Source organism: Candidatus Filomicrobium marinum (assembly GCF_000981545.1).
GTDB classification, from domain to species: domain Bacteria; phylum Pseudomonadota; class Alphaproteobacteria; order Rhizobiales; family Hyphomicrobiaceae; genus Filomicrobium; species Filomicrobium insigne.
Map to the genome: position 1 here is coordinate 1,672,080 of NZ_LN829119.1, position 16,064 is coordinate 1,688,143.

9 protein-coding genes are annotated in these 16,064 nt (G+C 59.1%); 1 reads left to right on the plus strand and 8 read right to left on the minus strand.

Translation table 11 applies throughout. The features are described from left to right. The first annotated feature begins 180 nt into the window (after window positions 1-180). Window positions 181-1,524 (plus strand): bifunctional folylpolyglutamate synthase/dihydrofolate synthase, encoded by a 1,344-nt coding sequence (locus YBN1229_RS07990; protein ID WP_046477905.1) that lies wholly within the window; start codon window positions 181-183, stop codon window positions 1,522-1,524. A gap of 64 nt (window positions 1,525-1,588) precedes the next feature. Here the strand turns inward: YBN1229_RS07990 and trxA are convergent, their stop codons facing one another. The 8 genes from trxA to YBN1229_RS08030 form a co-directional block, all read right to left on the minus strand. Then, entirely contained in the window at window positions 1,589-1,915 is a 327-nt protein-coding gene (gene trxA / locus YBN1229_RS07995) for a thioredoxin (protein WP_046477906.1), read from the minus strand. A 110-nt stretch (window positions 1,916-2,025) separates the two neighbouring features. Beyond that, the gene (gene addA / locus YBN1229_RS08000; protein ID WP_046477907.1) at window positions 2,026-5,601 is read right to left on the minus strand and encodes a double-strand break repair helicase AddA; all 3,576 of its coding nucleotides are present in this window, start codon (window positions 5,599-5,601) and stop codon (window positions 2,026-2,028) included. Then, on the minus strand, window positions 5,601-8,750 hold the full coding sequence (addB, locus tag YBN1229_RS08005) for a double-strand break repair protein AddB (protein ID WP_046477908.1): 3,150 nt from the start codon (window positions 8,748-8,750) through the stop codon (window positions 5,601-5,603). The genes addA and addB overlap by 1 nt, the downstream gene beginning before the upstream one ends. A 16-nt stretch (window positions 8,751-8,766) precedes the next feature. Beyond that, a complete protein-coding gene (locus YBN1229_RS08010; RefSeq protein WP_046477909.1) occupies window positions 8,767-9,495 on the minus strand; it encodes a nucleotidyltransferase family protein in 729 nt (242 codons plus the stop codon). Between the two features lie 60 nt (window positions 9,496-9,555). Then, window positions 9,556-11,112 carry a tRNA (adenosine(37)-N6)-threonylcarbamoyltransferase complex ATPase subunit type 1 TsaE gene (gene tsaE, locus YBN1229_RS08015; protein ID WP_244465042.1) on the minus strand — a complete coding sequence of 519 codons (1,557 nt, stop codon included), beginning with the start codon at window positions 11,110-11,112 and terminating at the stop codon, window positions 9,556-9,558. Between the two features lie 144 nt (window positions 11,113-11,256). Then, window positions 11,257-13,791, minus strand: a complete 2,535-nt coding sequence (locus tag YBN1229_RS08020; protein WP_046477911.1) for a sensor histidine kinase — start codon at window positions 13,789-13,791, stop codon at window positions 11,257-11,259. A 236-nt stretch (window positions 13,792-14,027) separates the two neighbouring features. After that, on the minus strand, window positions 14,028-15,437 hold the full coding sequence (gene ahcY, locus YBN1229_RS08025) for an adenosylhomocysteinase (protein WP_046477912.1): 1,410 nt from the start codon (window positions 15,435-15,437) through the stop codon (window positions 14,028-14,030). Between the two features lie 313 nt (window positions 15,438-15,750). Further along, on the minus strand, window positions 15,751-16,056 hold the full coding sequence (locus YBN1229_RS08030) for an HPr family phosphocarrier protein (RefSeq protein ID WP_046477913.1): 306 nt from the start codon (window positions 16,054-16,056) through the stop codon (window positions 15,751-15,753). Between the last annotated feature and the right edge of the window lie 8 nt (window positions 16,057-16,064).

A 16,064-nucleotide genomic window follows, 5' to 3' on the forward strand; every position in this document is an offset into this window, starting at 1 on the left:
CCTAGCCTTCTCACAAATAGATTTTTTCGATTGGCACTATTTCACTATGCGAGCGCATATAGATGTGGCAGGTGAAAGTGCGATCTCACCTTGAGAAGGCCACAGGACGAAAGTCATAACAAGGCGGTTCAGCCGCAGCTCGGAAACTCCAGCGCGCAAGAAAACCGGCGTGGGCACCAGATGAGCGAGAACTCCAGAAGCACGCAACTCCTTGCCGAGTTGAAGTCTCTGCACCCAAAACTGATCGATCTGTCCTTGGGGCGGATTGAACGCCTTTTGGCCAAGCTCGGAGATCCCCACAAGCGATTGCCTCCCGTCGTCCATGTTGCCGGCACCAACGGCAAGGGATCTACGACGGCGTTTCTGAGGTCCATCTTCGAGGCAGCGGGCCTGCGCGCTCACGTCTACACGTCACCGCACCTTGTTCGGTTCCATGAGCGCATCACGTTGGCTGGGCGTTCTGGTGAACCGGCGCAGGCGATCTCTGAAGCCGATCTCGTGGACGTTCTGAGCCGGACACAGGCCGTCAACAATGGCGATGACATCACGCAATTTGAGATCACGACCGCTGCTGCGTTCCTCGCATATGCTGAGAATCCAGCGGACGTTCTCCTTTTGGAAGTAGGCCTTGGCGGTCGGCTCGACGCCACCAATGTGATCGCCAAACCCGAAATCTCTGTCATCACGCCGATTTCGCTGGATCACGCTGACAAGCTGGGCGACACGCTGGCTCAGATCGCGACCGAAAAGGCAGGTATTATCAAACCAGGTGTTCCGGTTGTCGTCTCCATGCAGCCCGACGAGGCTCTGTCCGCAATTGGGGAAACGGCCGAGCGTGTAGGCAGCCGGATGATCGCGTGGGGACGTGATTTCGATGCCTACGAACAGCGTGGCCGGCTGGTGGTGCAGCGTCATGAACAGCTTTTGGACCTGCAGATGCCGAGCCTGATCGGCCCGCACCAGATCGTCAATGCCGCGACGGCCGTGACAGCCGCGCTGGAAATGCCGCGCTTCGCGCTGTCAGAGGAAGCGATCGAACAGGGGGTGATGAACGCCGTCTGGCCGGCCCGCATGCAACGGCTCCATGATGGTCCGCTCCCGGATATGCTGCACAGAGGATCGGAACTCTGGCTGGATGGAGGACATAATCCAGCTGCTGGGGCAATGATCGCTCAGGCCTTGGCCGATCTGGAGGAGCGCAGTCCACGCCCACTCTATCTCGTATTGGGAATGATGGGTTTGAAGGACGTGACCGGCTTCGTCGCGAATTTCCGCGGCCTTGCGCGCCAGATTTACTCGGTTCCTATTCCCGGCGCCCATGAGGCACCGCATACGCCTCAGGCCGTTGCCGAATCAGCACGTTCTGCGGGGATCTCGGCGGAAGAGCAAAGCTCTGTCCCTGCCGCGCTCGCAACCATCGAGCGCCTGCATCCCGGTCCCAAACGCGTGTTGATTTGTGGATCCTTGTATCTTGCGGGCCAAGTTCTGGCCTTGCAGGAGGGCGTCGAAGCCCAATCAAACTAATCCTCGAATGAAAAAGCCGCGCACTTATCGTACGCGGCCTTTTCAAGGTAACGCCGGATGTAACTTACGCGGCGATTGACGCGTTCAGCCACTTCTCGAGAGAAGCGCGCTGCGTAAGCGCCCCAACGTGCTGCGCCGCAACTTCTCCACCCCGGAACAACATCAGTGTCGGCATGGCGCGAATGCCGTACTTCTGCGTGATGCCGGGGCTTTGGTCGACGTCAACCTTTACCACGGTAACGCTGTCCTTCAGGGCTTCGGCGACCTGCTCAAGCGCGGGTGCCATTGCCTTGCAAGGGCCGCACCATTCGGCGAAGAAGTCGACGAGTACCGGCTTATCGGACTTCAGAACAACCTCGTCGAACGTGGTGTCGGAAACGGTCACGGCCATGTATCGATTCTCCAGTTGGATTATTGCGCGGGCGTAGGACACGCCCCCACGGCGCCAGAAAAGACGCAAGACTTCAGTTCGTCGATAAGTAGGTGTCTGGCCCTGAGGCGTCAAGATGAGGTCGCAGACAGTTCCCAAAGTCGTAATTCAGCCTGTGCAACCTGAGCGTCCGGAATCTCGAGGATGCGCGGGCCGAATGTCCACAGGAGGGCCACCCTAAGCTTTTTTCCAGGATAAATAGATGTGAGCGCCAGACGGTAGGCAGCAAGCTGCAAAAGATAGGTTTCAGCCACGTCCGTGACATCGTCGGGAGCCGTCCGGTTGGACTTGTAGTCGACGATCATAAGATCGTCGCCAACCTCCGCGAGCCTATCGATCTTGCCCGTCAGTCGCAACGTTGGGCCCTTGCCATCGGGGCGCGGAATATCTGCCGCAATCGCGACTTCTGCCCGGCTGCGGGGGCCGAACAACGGTGCAAAGCGTGCATCATTCAAAATGGCCAGCGTCTCTGAAATGATGCTGTTTTGCACGCTAGGCGGCAAATCTGCCCCACGCAAAGTGAGATAGCGCTCCGCCATTTCCGGTCGTCTGTATTCCGGCACCAGGGGGAGATGCTCTAAGAGCGCATGCGTCAGCGTACCTCGCAAGAACCGGTAATCCGGCTGCGCAATGAGTGGCGTTGGCGTTGGAGGATCATCGGGCACCTCGTCCAGAGATACGGCTGGCTTTCCCGGCTCTGGATCGCCAGCCTCGTCGACATCATAGGGGGTGAGTTTTGAGGGTGCCAGGGGCAGGCTGACGACAGCATCGCGAGCGGGGGCACGGTGCGCCCATTCGGGCATCGGGACATTTGCTACGGCCCCGGAGCTTTCTGTCTTCGCTTTCTCAACCGGAGCTGCCTGAGATGACGACACGCGCCGAATAAGACGCCCTTCGGCATCGTTGAACTCGTCACTTAGCTCCGCGAGCCCATCACAGATGATATCGTACCAGCAGTTATCGTGACGCCCGTTCTTGCCCTCAAAACCCGCGATGTAGAGACGGTCTCGCGCCCGCGTCATTGCGACGTAAAGAAGCCTATTCTGCTCTTCCAAATCGGCTCTTGCCTTGGCTGTCCTCGCAGATTGGACGGCCTCGATTTGACTGGCGCCCTTAATGCGCCACGCGCGTAACGGTGGCGCCTTCTGGGAGGGAGATATTGTGATCAGAGGTTCCTTGTCAGGCCCGGAAGCAGCGCCACGACACGTGTCCGCGAGGAACACGATCGGAGCTTCGAGCCCTTTTGAGGCGTGCACCGTCATCACACGCACCTCGTTGCTCCCCTGCTCCATGTCTCGTTTGACCTGGCGTTGCCCGCTCCGCAGCCAGGTCAGAAAGCCGGTAAGGGAAGGAGCGGCGTCATCGTCATAACTGATCGCGAGATTGAGAAACTCGTCGAGAGGGTCGGCCGCTTCGGTGCCCAACCGTGCGAGCAATCGCCGGCGCATGCCATCTCGATCAAGCACCTGCGCAAAAAACTCGAACGGCGGTTGGAAGTCAGCGCGTTGCCGCCAACCCTTGAGAAGGCTGGCCGCTTCCAGATAGCGCGCATCGCGTCCCTGCGCTTCGATCAAAGATCTCCACAACGAGCCGGACCGCTTATATGCGAGATCGAAGAGATCATCGTCATCAAGACCGAACATTGGACTTTTAAGGACGTTGGCGAGCGCGAGATCATTGTCCGGCAAGGTGACAAAATCGCCGAGCGCTACGAGATCCTGAACGGCAAGCTGATCATTAAGCTCCATGCGGTCGGCACCCGCCACAGGGATGCCGAGAGCTTTGAGCGCGGCCACCATGGGCGCGGCAAAGGGCCGTCTCTTAGAGACGAGAATAAGGATATCGCCAGGAGTAATGGGCCGATCCTGCGAGACTAAGCGTTCCCCCGACTCAAGCCAGCTCTTGATCGTTCGTGCGATGCGGCTCGCGAGTTTGTCGGCAGGCGCGACCGCAGCCTTCTCACCCAGCGGTATCCACGCGTCGGTCGTGTCAGCATCTTCTGGTGTCTCGGTCGGCCAGATTTCGACGAGGCCGCCGTGGCCAACGCGCGCCGCGGCATGACGGATCTCCGCGCCTATTGATCCCAGGCCCGGCGTCCGGCCCGGATTGGCGAACACCCGATCCACCGCGTTGAGAATAGGTTCTACGGTACGAAACGACAGATCAAGTTCGACGCTGTGCCAAGTCTGACCTGCGGTCTTGGACATGTCGGAAAATTGTTTGCCCTTCTGCGCGAACATTTCCGGCGCCGCGCCTTGGAAGCTGTAGATGGATTGCTTTTCATCACCCACCGCGAAAAGCGTCCGCACGTCCTCCCGCGCCCCTTCTCCTGAGTAAAACTCCCGCGCGAGCGTCTCGACCACGTTCCACTGCGCCGGGCTGGTGTCCTGCGATTCATCCACCAGGATGTGATCGATACCGCCATCGAGTTTGTAAAGAACCCAGTCGGCTGCACCACCGCTCCCTTCGCCAAGAAGACGGGCGGTCTTTTCGATGAGATCGTCGAAGTCAAGCGCCGCGCGCCGTGCTTTGGCATCGCTGTAACGCTGTAGGACGTCGCTTGCTAGAACCATGAGGGCGACCGTTGCTTCAACACACGCGAGCCCCTTGCGCTCCGTATCGAGCTTCGCAAACTTATCGCGAGCGTCTGTGAGCTGATCGCATAAACCGGGCTCGGTATCCTGGATGGCCTTCGTCGCAATGCGCGCACGGGGGCCCCCCGTCGACGTCAAAAACGCACGTTGAAAGCCGCCCAACGTCCCACGGATATCTTTCGCCCCCTTAGCCTGAGCCAAGGCTTCCGCAATCTTTACGTCGGTCGATTTGCCTTGTGACCAGACTTCGACGATGCGGCCTAGTGTGCCCGAACTCAGGACCTCAGCCATATCCTTCTCGATATCGCTGACACGTCCCTTTCGCCTGACGCCTATAGCAGTCCGTAGGTCGAGATCTGCCGCTGCGAATGCGGCTTCCGCGTCTCCAGCGTCCATTCGGCTTGTACGATCGATAGCAGCCAGCAGCCAGTCACGTGCGGCAATCGCTTCGCTTAGGACTTTGTCGAACCGGTCTTCGGCAGCATATGCGATTGCGGTCTTAAGCGCTTGCCCGATGCGACGATCGTTATGCTTCACGGCTTCCCGCAAGGTGCCGTCGATGGCTTCGCGTTTCAGCAAGCGGCCAAGGTCATCATCCAGTGTCGAGAAGCCCGGCGGGACGCCAGCCTCCAACGGAAAGCGTTGCAACAGGCGCTCGCAGAACGCGTGGATCGTCTGGACCTTGAGCCCGCCGGGTGTCTCGATAGCCCGCGTGAACAGGGTGCGTGCACGCGCTCTTTCCTCGTCGGTCGGCGTACGTCCCAGAAGCTTTTTAAGACTGGCATCAAGATCACTGCCCGTCGCCGTCACCCACTCCGACAGTCTGTCGAAGACACGTGTCGACATCTCTGCCGCGGCCGCCTTCGTGTAAGTGAGGCAGAGGATGCGTTCAGGGGCCGTGCCTGCAAGCAGCAATCGCAACGTCCGCATGGTCAAGACGTGCGTCTTGCCCGTGCCGGCATTAGCGCTGACCCACGCGGATACGCTGGGATCGGACGCCTGACTTTGACGCCGAGACGTGCTTTCGAGTTCGGCGACGACGTTTGACAACATTACGCAGCCTCCCCGTCCGCTTCACCGAACTGCGCCCACTCAGCCACGCGGGCGAGATGCGCATAATCGTCATAGTCATAAGAGAAGGCCCCGCGCCGAACAGCAGCGTAAGCCATCGTTGGATTGTCATAAGCAGCCACCAGCCGCTTGAGACCCTCAAGAGCACCTTCCGCGAGCTTCGGCAGGTCGTCGGTTTTGATGATGCGCTCTTCCCCCGGCGGCTCACCGCCTGACGCACGAATATAGCGAAGCAGAGAGACGTTCTGTTCGGACACGCCGACAAATCCCCCTTCCAGTGCGATAGCCGCCTCGAGCGGGAGCTGCGGTCGCGTGTTGTCTAACACCGCTCTGTCGTTAGGCGGTGCGCCGGTCTTGTAGTCGGTAATGGCGACGCCGGCGTTGGTGATATCGAGACGGTCGGCGCGGGCGGTCAGCTTGAATGACCCACCGGCGCTTTCAAATGAGAGTTCACCGCCGATCTCAGCGAGCGTCTTTTGCAGGCCGTCGCGTCGCTGTGGCTCCGTTTCGGCAAACCACGTCGCAAACCGTTCGAAACGTGGCAACCAGAAAGCCGCGATCCTCGGATGGCTTGCGTGTTCTCGCATCACGTCGTTTGCGATGCGGAAGAGTTCGCGCGCTGTGTCATCTGGCAGACGAACCGGATAAGTCTTGGCGAAACGGGACATCGCTTCGTGGATAATGGCGCCACGCAATGCCGCATCCGGTTCGGCGCCGAGGAGCTGCAGCGGCTCCAAGCGCAGAACATGCCGTGCGTAGATCGCATAGGGATTGGCGATCCAGCGCTCGACGCCTGACACGCTGATCTTCCGTGGGCGAGCCTCAACGGGCGGCGTTGGGCGCGGCGGTTGCGCGGGAGCACGCGGAGGCGCGAAATCACGCAGGCGCGCCCAGGCAAGCCAAGGCTCGTTCGGCTCCAGCGCATCGTTCAGTCCCAACCCAGCGACAAGAGCCTTGAGTCGCAGGAGCCAGCGCGAGGGCACACTTGGCACGCCGTCCACCTTGCGCGCACGCGTCATGATGACCTTTGGGGCCGCAAGGAAAGACGTAAAGTCGTGCGCCGCCCGGCCAATGGCTTCCTCAGGCTGAGGCAGGCCGAGAGCCGCGCGCATGGGCCGGTTAAGCCAAGGTCCCGGATCGGCGGCATCCGGCCACGTCCCGTCATTGAGCGAAGCAAGGATCGTCACGTCGACTCTGAGAAGGCGCGCCTCCAGAGGCCCCCAGATTGAAAGCCGCGGATGCGGAGGTACCTTGGCGACGACATTGAGCCCAAGAATGAGACTGCGGTAGAGGTCTGGATAGTCGGTCGCTTTAACGTCCGGCGCGTCGTCACCGCTCGCCAGAAGTTTTTCGAAGAATAGCGCAGCCGTCTGTCCGGCTTCGCCGGCAAAGAGAGGTTCGCCAGGAGCTTCCAAACGTTCTTCTTCCGGCAGGCGCGTTAGGGCGAGGGCACACTTTAGGTGCGCTTCTGCTAGATCGGTAAGCGGGAGCTCCCCCTCCATGGCGGCCGTAGCCGTGAGCGGAGCGAACGCTTCGGTCAGGCGTGCCACAAGGTCTCTTGCACGCTCCCAGTCCTCATCCCAAAGTCGCTGTGCGGTCCGGGGCGCTTCGCCGCTTGCTGCTTCAATGCGCGCCTTTGTGAGTGCGGCTTCAATCCCGGGGATGCCATCGCCAAGATAGAGCTTTCGAAATACCGCATGCTCCAGCGCGTGTGCCGCAAAGCGGACTTCTCGAGCACTCAAACCAAGGCGTGCCAGCGGGTGCTTGAGCAGCGCCATGGTTTCCGGAGGTGCGAAATTGCGGGCAAGGCAATTGATAACCAATTCGAGAAATGCACCGGCCGCAGTCTTCGCGAAGGGGCGGCCCGCACTGTCGTCGACCCGGATACCCCACGCTTCAAGTCGAATAGCAACGCGTCGTGCCAGCAACCGATCAGGAGTGATAAGTGCCGCCGTTTGGTTCGGCGTTTCGAGAGCATGGCGCATGATCAGCGCGATGGCTTCGGCCTCGTCCTGCGCGGCCGGTGCTTCAACGAGGCTGACACCCGATAGGGCCTCAGCCACGTCCGTCCGATCAGCCGTCGCAACCCAATGATGCCAGGCACCTGTGGTTGCTGTCGGTCGCATGGACTCGCTGATAAGCGTTTCACGCATCGCGAGGCCGGGCGTTAGTTCGGAACCCGGCAGTTGACGCACGTCCGAGCGATTGAGACCCAAGCCATCCAGAAGCTTTCGCAGTGCGAACTGCGGGTGCTCAGGGTGCTCGGGGATGACATTCCAGCTTGCATCATCCAATCCAAGATCAAGCGCAGGCAGGACGATAGCACCCTGCGGCAATTGCAGGACCGCGCGCATGAGCTCAATCGTTGCCGGAATGGAACCGGTCACACCCGCAACGATGACGGGATCGGCTGGTGGCAAGTCGGTAAGGCGGCGTGCTTGCGACAAAATCAGTTGGTTCTCGCGATCCTTTGGAGAAAGACGGCCACGTGCAGCCAGGATCGCCGGCCAGTATTCCGTGATGATCTTGAGGAAATCGAGAGATTTCTGCCAGTGCTCGGAGAAGGTGTCAGGCACCAAGTCCGCAATGCCATCGAGGGAGCACCCTTCGCGCTCCACAAGGTCCATGAGATTTGCGAGGTCGCGCGCCATGTTGGCGGCTTGCGCCGGTGTTCGGGCCCCGGCTGATGGCACCATCCCGAATGCGAGTTCGCCGGTGGGATCGCTGCCGGGCTGGCGCATCGCAGCCGACCATTTCTGCACGAGCTGCGTCAGCAGCAGAACCCGTTCCATCTCGGCGATGGCGGGGGGGATTTCCAGTTCGTCCGGGTTCGCTCCGACGGCCAAATCCGAGAACAGCGCTCCGTCGTCATCACCCTGAGAAACAGGCTGAATTCGAGGTAGCAAAAGCGCGCGCGCCTGTCCTGCCCGCATAAAGGCTTCGCCGATGGCGCGTTCGGCTCTACGGGTTGGAACCAGAATGGTAAGAGCCGTAAGATCTAGGGGATCGGGTTTCGGTCCGTGAACGTGTGGCAGGTCGCCATTCAGAACCGCTTGCGCGAGAACATCAAGAAAACTAGCCGCCGCGGGGACCGTATAAACTGCTCCCGGCTTGACCACCCCATCGGACATCCCCACCCCTCATTTTTTAAACCCGCTTCGCCGCATCCTCGATCCACGCTTCGGCGTCGTTCAGTGCGTCGGGTGTCCCAACATGCATCCACCAACCGTCGAGGCGAAGGCCGTAAAGGCGGCCCCGCGCAATTGACGCGTCCCAAAGCTTATTTAGGGAAAACGACCCTTCTGGTGCGCCTTCAAATAAACGCGGGTGAGCGATGGATACGCCTGTGAATACAAAGGGTGAGACATCACGTTCAGGACGGCGCTCCAACAGCCCGTCCGGTGACATCGAGAAGTCCCCAAATCCATGATAGCCTAGAGAATGCGAAGCCAGCGCCACAAGCAATAAGCTATCCATGCGCTCAGGGTCCCAGGCTTTGATGAGCCTGTCTAGGTTCCGGCCGACACCTTCGATCCAGGTAGAATCTGAATTGTGGATAAGAAAGGGCTCGTTCCCAATCAGCGGCAGAGCCCTGACGATGCCCCCACCGGTATCAAGGAGACCATGGCGCTCATTGGAAATGATAATTTTAGGCGTTGTGCGGTGACTAAGATGGTTTTCGAGGACATCGGCGCAATAATGCACATTGACGATCGCACGCTCGACTCCCGCCTCGTGGAGCCGATCCAAAACATGATCGATCAACGGTCGCCCTGCCAACTTCACCATCGGTTTCGGAATTGAATCCGTAAGGGGGCGCATGCGTTGGCCAAGGCCAGCGGCCAAGACCATTGCAGTCGAAACTTTTGACGTCATGTCAGAACTCGGGTCATGAATGCTGAGAAATGGTGCGAACGAGGGTGTCTAACCTAAGTTTCAAAAGGCTGGAATTTTCTCACGGATATTAGGTGGGAAGGCCGCATCATACCATTGCGCCAGCGCCGCAAGTTCGGGATGGGCCAAGTCTCGGGTTAAATAACGCCAGACGCGGGGAATGTGAGCCAGATAACGGAGTTTGCCGTCGCGCTTCGCGAGCCGCGCGAATATTCCCAGGATCTTGGTGTTTCGCTGCGCGCCGAGCGCGGCATAGGTGAACCGAAAAGCGTCGGGATCAAAACCGGGCTCCGACTGCTGAACTTTCGCGAGGTAGTGTGTCAGCAAACGCGCTTCGATAGCCTCATCGACGTGGATACGTGCATCTTGCAGAAGAGAGACCAGATCATAGGCCGCTGGCCCCGCCAGCGCGTCCTGAAAGTCAATGAGCCCGACACGCTGCACGCCGGGGCGATCTGCCAGCCAGATTAGATTAGGTGAATGGAAGTCACGCAACACCCACCGGTGGGGCTCACGCGAGAGCGTATCGAAAATCTCAGACCATGCAGCCTGATAGGATTTGCGTATGTCAGGTGGGACCTCTGTCCCGCGAATAGCGGGCCAATACCAGTCGAGAAGCAATTCCGTTTCGATGTCCAGAACACCCGTGTCGAACGGGGGCAGGACATGGGCCTTATCGGCGGTAGCGGAAAGCTTGGTTGGGATGGGGACGCCACGTAAAGCAATCAGCACGTCTGTCGCGGCACGCCACAACTCCTCCTGACTGCTCCCCTCCATCATAGCATGTTTGAACTCATGCTCCCCAAGGTCTTCCAGCACGAGAAATCCGTTGTCGAGATCGCGCGCAAAGATCTGCGGTGCGCTGAAATTGGCTGCGCGTAGCGCCTCCGCGATGGCAACGAACGGCATCGTGCCTTCGGCCAAATGTGCAATCTGACTATAAGCCAGCTGGTCACGGATTGGCGGCCCGTCCGGCTGGCGCGGCCAATCCATAACCAACGCCCGCTTATCACCCGTGATGGACGTAAGCCTTGCATAGTGCCGCGCGGAAGCATCGCCGGTGATCGGGGTGAGGCGAACATCGTCGTCGACGAAACCAGCTTCCCGCACGACCCTGTGGAGGGCGACGAGGCGTAAAACGCGCGTCTCCCAACTCCCGTGGCCTTCCAAGCGGAGAGAACGCGTTTCGCAGTCACTGACGACGGCACCGTCGTTGAGGAAAATGTCGAGCCGGTCTGCAGGTAAAGCATCCTTGGCACGCTCTGGCCACTCGATCAGGGCCGCGCCATGTGTGAGCGCGTGCTCAAGTCCCAGCTCATCGATCTCCTCAGGCGCACCGAGCCGGTAGAGGTCGAAATGTGCAATGCCGAGCCGTGCGGTTTCGTAGTTTTGCACGAGGGTGAAAGTGGGGCTCGGAATGTCGAGATCATCGTCATTGGCCACTGAGCGGATCAGGGCCCGTGCGAACGTGGTTTTTCCGGCTCCGAGATCGCCATGGAGGCAAATCGTGTCTCCCGGGCGCAGCAAAAAGCCCAGTTCCTGCGCCAAACGCAGCAGTTGCGGTTCGCTGAGGTCAGGCAAGGATTGAGTTTCAGACAAGCAAGTTTCCATGAGGCACAGCACAAAGGTCGTTGAGCAAAAAAGCCCGAAGGCTGGCCAATGTGACCCAAAGACCGGCGCAAAAATCAGGCGGGACCGCGGTAGTATTAATTCGGCCTGATGGAAAATCCGATTAAAGCGTCCTTAGCGTTGCCTTTTTCTCGCTTCAACAGCCGCGCGTGCCTCCGCCAGCGGGTCGATTTCGAGATCCTGCTGCAGGCTGCCAACACCATGTTCCGGCAGCCGTACGGTCACGCGAGTTCCCTCTCCAGGCGCCGACTCGAGGGAGATCTCGCCGCCATGAAGCTCAACGAGGTTCTTGACGACTGCCAGCCCCAAGCCAGCGCCACGATGCTTGGAACCCCAGCTGTTGCTCTCAAACGGCTCGAACACCCGCTCTAGAGCGTCCTCGGGGATGCCGACACCGTTGTCCTCGACCTGAAACACCATTGTTCCGTTTTCTCGCCAGCAACCGATCAGAACGGTCCCGCCGTCGGGAGAGAAGCCGACGGCATTGGACAGAAGATTGTAGAGCACCTGGCGCACGCGTGCCTTGTCGGCCACGAACGTCTTGGCGTCGTCTGCGATTGCAATATCGAGGATCAGGTTGGAACGCACTGCGCGCTCGTGCACGCCCAACGCCGCAGCGTCGATCAGCTCGCGCACGTCGACTTCTTCAAGCTTCAGTTCCAAGGATCCCGCATCGATCGTTGCGAGGTCTAAAATACCGTCGATGATGTTCAGCAGAGTTTTCGACGACATGGAGATATCGCCAACGTACTCGCGCTGCTTGGGCGTCAAGTCGCCAAAGAGCGTGGTGCCGAGCAACTCCGTAAAGCCGATGATGTTGGTCAAAGGTGTGCGCAACTCGTACGAGACGCGGCCGATGAACTGGCTCTTGAGACGATCGGCAGCGACAAGCGCTTCGTTCCGCTCAACGAGCGCCCGTTCGTAGCGCTTGGAATAGGTCACATCGGTAAACGTGATCAGCGTCGCGCCGTCCGGTAGCGGCATCGTCGCATAATCAATCACGGAATTATCGACGCGCACCATCTGGCCATCGATGGGAAGCCGTTCATCGCTCAGTGCAGTAATCGCAAGCTTGAGCTGCTGCCAAACGTGCGTGTCCTGATAGAGCGCGCGTGCATCGGCAATAATGTCATCGATATGCGGACTGCTATCGAGCTTCTCGCGCGACAACTGCCAAACGCTGGCGAAAGCTGAGTTGAACAGTTTGAGACGGCCATCAGTCGCAAACACCGCGACACCCTCTTTTAGGCTGTCGATCGTTTCGCTCTGTACGCCGATGAGCTCATTGAAGCGGCTTTCCAAGGCAAGCCGTTCGGTTTCGTCGACGAGCAGCTGGGTCATACCGCCGTCCTGACGCTGCTCGCTGACGACGTGAAGCACCCGCCCGTCCGGTAGATGCCACCAATCCTCGCGTTCACCGCCTGTACTGTGCATGGCGAGCACGCTGGCCCGCCATTCAGGATAATTCACGACTTCCGGAAGACGTCCCAGCTCACGAAGCCGGTCCAGTATATCAGTGTCCTTCGGTGCCGTTTTCAGCCACGTCTCATCGAATTCCCAAAGGTTGCGATAAGCGAGGTTGAAGAACACCAGCCTGCTTTCGGAATCAAACACCGCAATTGCCGAAGAAACGCGATCAAGAATACGGTCGAACGTTGCACTTTGCGATCCGGGTGCGCTGTCCGAGGTTGCCAATGCCGTCAAATCGATGGCTGCGGCGGCAGAGGCATCGTCGAGCTTGTGAACGATCACCTCGTGGATGCGCCGATCACCTCGCGTGATGAGGTTAAGCTGGCGGCGGAAGGTCGGCGTGGCGCGCACCGCGCGGGCGACGGTATCGCGTTGACGCAATTCAAGCAGCTCGATCTGCCGGTCGATAACTTCGTCGTTGCTCGTTGCTTCCACGGCCTCAACATAGGCAGCGTTGACCCAAATGATCCGACCTGCAGCATCCATGAGCCAAACCGGAAACGGGAGCGCGTTGATCAGCGCGCGACTTGAGCGGATATCGCGGGCTAGGCCTTCGTGGCCGTCAATGATGCGTGAGATATCGCGCTTGTATCCGGCGATATCCCGCAGCCGTAGCACAGCGCGGCCCGAGGATGCGCGTCCGTCGGCTTCCAAATGGCCGCCCACGGACGTCCTGATGATCATGTTGAAGGGACGGCCAAGACGCAGCAGCTTATCGACGGAGAGCCGCAACTTTTCGGCTGATCCGCGCTCCAGCCAAGACCCAAAGCCGAGAAGCTGCACATTGTCGTGCGGAAGACCGCGAATACCACGCAGCGTGTTGCTAACGACCGTAGGTTGCAGCCCTTCGTCCCATAGAACGAGAATCTGAGGCTCGCCGCCAATCACGGCTTCTGCGACGCCCAGTTGCTTTTTAAGCCTTTCTGATTCTTCACGAGCGCGACCAAGGGCGTGCCGGGTCGTCGTGAGAATCCGCCAAAGAGCCAGAATCGATCCGCCCGCAGCGCCTAAGAACACGGCAGCCGTCAGGAACATCGAAAGGCTCGATTCGGCAAACAGCATACTGCCGCCGTAAACGACGCCGGCAGTAATCATCACTGCGCTGGCTAGGCTAGCTACCAGCAGCACGACAAGTTCCGCTCGCGCGTTGGTCTCCCTGACATTTACCGGTGAAGACATCGCGTTCCAAATCAGCCGAATTCGTTGGCCTAGTTTGAGACTAGGTCGAAGGCAGCCTCCCACCCCGCGTGGACTGCGCCGAATCGGACAAAATTATGGAGTGTCGAGAAGGACCTGACTATAGGTTAACGAGACGTATACATGGCAAATTATGCACGAAAAAGCGCCGCAAGGTCGTTGCGGCGCTTTTTAAAGTTTGACCTGTGGCTAAGCTGCAGGATTCCCCTGTACAACGCTTAGTAGCGGTAGTGCTCAGGCTTGAACGGCCCTTCCGATTTCACACCGATATAGGAGGCCTGCTCATCCGAGAGCTTTGAGAGCTTCACGCCGATCTTTTCGAGATGCAACTTGGCGACCTTCTCATCAAGAAGCTTCGGCAGAGTGTAGACCTGCTTTTCATATCGGCCACCATCACGATGAGCCCACAGTTCCATCTGAGCCAGCGTCTGGTTGGTGAAGGATGCTGACATGACGAACGAGGGGTGACCCATGGCGTTGCCCAGGTTCACGAGGCGGCCCTCGGAAAGAAGGATGATCCGCTTGCCGTCAGGGAACTCGATTTCGTCGACCTGCGGCTTGATGTTGTCCCACTTGAAGTTCTTTAGGCCTGCGACTTGGATCTCGTTGTCGAAGTGACCGATGTTGCAGACAATTGCGCGATCCTTCATCGCCCGCATGTGGTCAATGGTGATGACGTCCTTGTTGCCGGTCGCGGTGCAGAAGATGTCGGCCTGTGGTGCGGCTTCTTCCATCGTGACGACTTCGTAGCCTTCCATGGCGGCCTGAAGCGCGCAGATGGGGTCGATCTCAGAGACCATAACCCGGCAGCCGGCGTTACGCAGGGAAGCCGCAGAACCTTTGCCGACGTCGCCGAAGCCTGCGACCATGGCAATCTTGCCAGCCATCATGACGTCGGTGCCGCGACGGATACCGTCGACGAGCGATTCACGGCAGCCATACAGGTTGTCGAACTTGGACTTCGTGACGCTGTCGTTGACGTTGATAGCAGGGAACAGCAACTTGCCCTGTTTAGCGAGCTGATAAAGCCGGTTGACGCCCGTCGTCGTTTCTTCCGACACACCCTTGATATTCTTGGCGAGTTCAGCGAACCAGCCTGGCTTTTCGCCGAGCGTGCGCTTGATGAGCGCAAAGAGAATTTCTTCTTCTTCCGAACCTGGCTTCTCGAGGAAGGCCGTGTCGCCCTGCTCAGCGCGCAGACCGAGGTGAACGAGCATCGTGGCATCGCCGCCATCGTCCAGGATGAGGTTGGGCGTGCCACCGTCAGACCATTCGAGGATCTTGCGGGTGTACTCCCAGTAGTCGGTAAGGCTTTCACCCTTGATGGCGAATACGGGAATGCCGGCAGCAGCAATCGCTGCAGCTGCGTGATCTTGTGTCGAATAGATGTTGCAGGAGGCCCAGCGAACGTCGGCTCCGAGCGCTGTGAGCGTCTCGATCAGCACAGCTGTCTGGATGGTCATATGCAAGGAACCGGCGATGCGCGCGCCAGCGAGCGGCTTGGAAGCGCCAAACTCCTCACGGGTCGCCATCAAACCCGGCATTTCGGACTCTGCGATGCGGATCTCTTTACGTCCGAAATCTGCAAGCGAGATATCCTTGATGGCATAGTCGATGGCATTGGTCATACACAAATTCCTTTTTCAGCGGTGATTGGCCGGCCGGCACAAAAAGGCGGCCAGCCTTAGAAGGGCGCGCTCCATAAACCGAGCACACCGAGGCGTCGCGCCGGCAGAAATCCATCTGACTGCGTGCGACGCGCCACTCCCCGCCCTTATATCGAGGCCTCGCAAAAATCGCAATAACATATAAACAAGTCTTTATGTCTCTCTTTTCAAGCGTCAAACGCGGAGAGCACGCTTGGGGCGCGTATGGGAGCGCCTAACGAACTAAAATCGGTGGGGAAGCTAGCAAATGAAGGCGGCTCAGCGCTGCCTAGTCTTAAATCTCTTCGCACATATCTTCGCCGAAACCGGCCTCAACGAGTGCGACCAAGGCCTCGATGGCCTCTGGGCCTTCTGCCCCTTGCGCGCTCATATGGAGCGTTACGCCGGGTCCGGCGGCGAGCATCATCAAGCCCATGATTGACGTGCCGCCAACACTCACACCGTCGCGGGTTACCGTGACGTTTGCCTTGAAGCGCTCAGCGCATTTCACGAATTGGGCGGAAGCGCGTGCGTGGAGCCCCTTGCGGTTGCGGATTGTGACGACGGCTTCAGGATGTTTGCTATCGATAATTTCAGGCATGGTCAGAT